Origin of the sequence: Flintibacter hominis, assembly GCF_014287965.1 — a bacterium.
Taxonomy (GTDB): domain Bacteria; phylum Bacillota; class Clostridia; order Oscillospirales; family Oscillospiraceae; genus Lawsonibacter; species Lawsonibacter aceti.
On sequence record NZ_JACOPO010000023.1, the window covers coordinates 1 to 2,605 of the forward strand.

Sequence of the window (2,605 nt, forward strand, 5' to 3'; positions counted from 1 at the left end):
GTATACCAAGGAGAGGTGCCGGGTAACCGTGTTGCGACATGGCATCCTTATGACAAAACGAGAGTCACCGCCTGCCTAGAATCCGCTGACATCAACCTGTCCAACACGTTGAAAGCGGATGAAACGTTGCTGGTTGGATTTGTGCCGCCGAAATTCGAGCAGGTAGTAACATATGATGAGCATGAAGTGCTGACAGGCTCTGGAACCTGGACAGTCCCGGAGGGCGTTACACAGGTAGTAGTGGTCTTGATTGGAGGCGGCGGAGCCGGTGGGAATGGGAATGATGGTACAGGCGATTTTTATGGTGGATTTGGAACCGACAAATATGACACACAAACTATTTCCATTTATACATCTGATTCCGCTGGACAAACGAAAACCGGGAACGCTAGCATCACGGCAACTGGAAGCACAACAGAAGCGGGCACTGGTGGTACGGGAGGAAGCGCCGGATCTCCCGGAAAGGTTTATCAAAAGACAATCGAGGTTTCAGCGGGAGAAACTATCTCCTATATTTGTGGCTCTGGCGGTCAGTCCAATGGATCTAGTGGAGAGGATACTGTTTTTGGAGAAGAGTCTTCCGCGTCTGGATCGGCGGAGTCCGCTGGGTATACAGATATCGTAACAGGAATAACTTACGCAAAATCTGGTTTGCCTGGGTCTGATGGGGCAGACGGAGGAACCGCCGGAAATAATGGCGGGGACGCTGGAGAAATAGCTGGCGGTACTGGCAGGCCTTCTTACAGCAACCAAAAAAATGGAAGTGACGGCGGATCGTATGCGAACTACACATCGACTTATTCCGTAAACGCCTCTGTTTCTTCGTCCGGTTCAGGTGGCGGTGGTGCTGGAGGTCCTTCTGGCGCAAACAATGGAACCGCTGGGTCTTCTTCAACCGCACCGAGTTTTAATCTTTCAGTCAGAGAACCTAGCGGAACAGGAACTTTCATACCTTCAAAGGCCGGGTCTGGTGGAAAAGGCGCTGACGGAGCATCAGCCGCATTGTATGGATGCGGCGGCGATGGAGGCGGCGGTGGAGGCGGCGGAGGGGCCGCTGGCAACTATAACCTTACGGTCCGAAATAATGCATCTATCAAAATAACATCTGCTCCGTCCAGTACAAGAAAAATAAATTTTTCAGCGCACGTTAAAACCTACGATAACTATTCTGGTAGTGGCGGTGCTGGAGGCGCTGGAGGAGCTGGTGGGGACGGATGCATCATCCTCTACTATGGCGCACAGAAAAAGATTGAATCAGGCCCCGTGATGGACCGCACTGGCCGCTTTATTCTGGACAAGCTGGGCCGAAGATTCGTCGTGTGAGGTGAGATACCATGACAATAGAAGAGAGGCTGTCCGCCCTGGAACAGAGGATTTCTACCATGGAGTTACAGGCGCTTGCGGAGGAAACACCCACAAGCTACTACACCAGCAAATACAGTGGGGAAGAGATAGACGCACTTCTGGATAAGGTGGCCGCTATGACACAGGAGGTGGGCGTATGATTTACATGACCGATTGGAATATCTGTACGCCACCCGGTTTTTCACTTGGATTTGAGGGCGATAATGAGGTCACGTCTCTGGAAATATCCACTGACCTGCCGGAAGGGTGGGACTTAAAGGTTGATGTGGAGAAGGATGGGCAGAAGAACATCATCCAGCTTTCCCGTGATGGGGAAGTGTACAGCGCTCTGCTTACCGCCGCCATGCTGGCGGATGACGGTACATACGCCATGCAGGTTCGGGGCACTCTGGGCGACCAGGTGCGGCACAGCAACCTGTTTTATGCCACGGTGTTTAATAGCATCAATGCGGTAGACGCATTCCCACCGCCCCTGCCCTCCGAGTTTGAGCAGATGGAGGACCGTCTGACAGACATTAACAATAATCCGCCAAAACCCGGCACAAACGGGACATGGCTCATTTTTAACCCGGATTCCGGGGAATATGAGGAATCAGATATACCATTACCAGAGGGCGGCGGTGGTGGCTATAGGATCGGCCACGGCCTACTGCTGGACAGAGAAACGAATACACTCTCTGTAAATGCGGTGAGCGACTTCGAGGGGGATAACACCCTTCCCATTACCGCGGCGGCGGTGCAGGATACTGTTGGAAATATCGAGATCCTTTTAGGGACGATTTGAAAGGTGGTAAAAAATGAGCGTAGCAACTGAAATCAGCCGCATCCAAACCGCACGAAATACGATCCGTGCGAAAGCGGTAGAGCTTGGTATTGGCACAAGCGTTGACACATTGGACAAGCTGGCGACAGAGATCGAGGGTATTGAAAACCGGGGTGCTGTATCAGCGCAGGTCCAAGAGGGCGATACATACACCATCCCGAAGGGCTACCACAACGGAAGTGGTACAGTGTCCGGTGTGGCCGGGGGTGGAAACTATAACCTCCAAAGCAAGAGCGTGACTCCTACCAAATCCCAGCAGAACGTAACACCAGATTCCGGTTATTACGGACTGTCTGACGTGACGGTAGCTCCGATTCCCGATAGTTACCAGGATGTGTCTGCTGTGACCACCACTGTGGCTGACGTGCTGACTGGAAAGGTATTTGTAGATAAGACGGGTAAGGTTTCTACCGGCAC

General features: G+C 52.4%; 3 protein-coding genes and 1 pseudogene. All 4 read left to right on the forward strand.

The window, feature by feature from the left end; all coding sequences use genetic code 11:
* A pseudogene (locus tag H8S11_RS13625) lies at window positions 1–1,323 on the forward strand (hypothetical protein); the annotation flags it as partial.
* An 11-nt stretch (window positions 1,324–1,334) separates the two neighbouring features.
* Complete coding sequence (locus H8S11_RS13630) at window positions 1,335–1,505, forward strand: hypothetical protein (RefSeq protein WP_186853525.1); 171 nt, start codon at window positions 1,335–1,337, stop codon at window positions 1,503–1,505.
* On the forward strand, window positions 1,502–2,149 hold the full coding sequence (locus H8S11_RS13635) for a hypothetical protein (RefSeq protein WP_186853526.1): 648 nt from the start codon (window positions 1,502–1,504) through the stop codon (window positions 2,147–2,149). Before H8S11_RS13630 ends, H8S11_RS13635 begins: the two co-directional genes overlap by 4 nt.
* Window positions 2,150–2,162: 13 nt before the next feature.
* On the forward strand, window positions 2,163–2,605 hold a 443-nt coding region (locus tag H8S11_RS13640), incomplete at its 3' end, for a hypothetical protein (protein ID WP_436233182.1).

Excerpts from the sequence above, each read along its gene's own strand:
- H8S11_RS13630 (WP_186853525.1), top strand. The coding sequence starts at position 1,335 with ATGACAATAGAAGAGAGGCTGTCCGCCCTGGAACAGAGGATTTCTACC.
- H8S11_RS13635 (WP_186853526.1), top strand. The coding sequence starts at position 1,502 with ATGATTTACATGACCGATTGGAATATCTGTACGCCACCCGGTTTTTCA.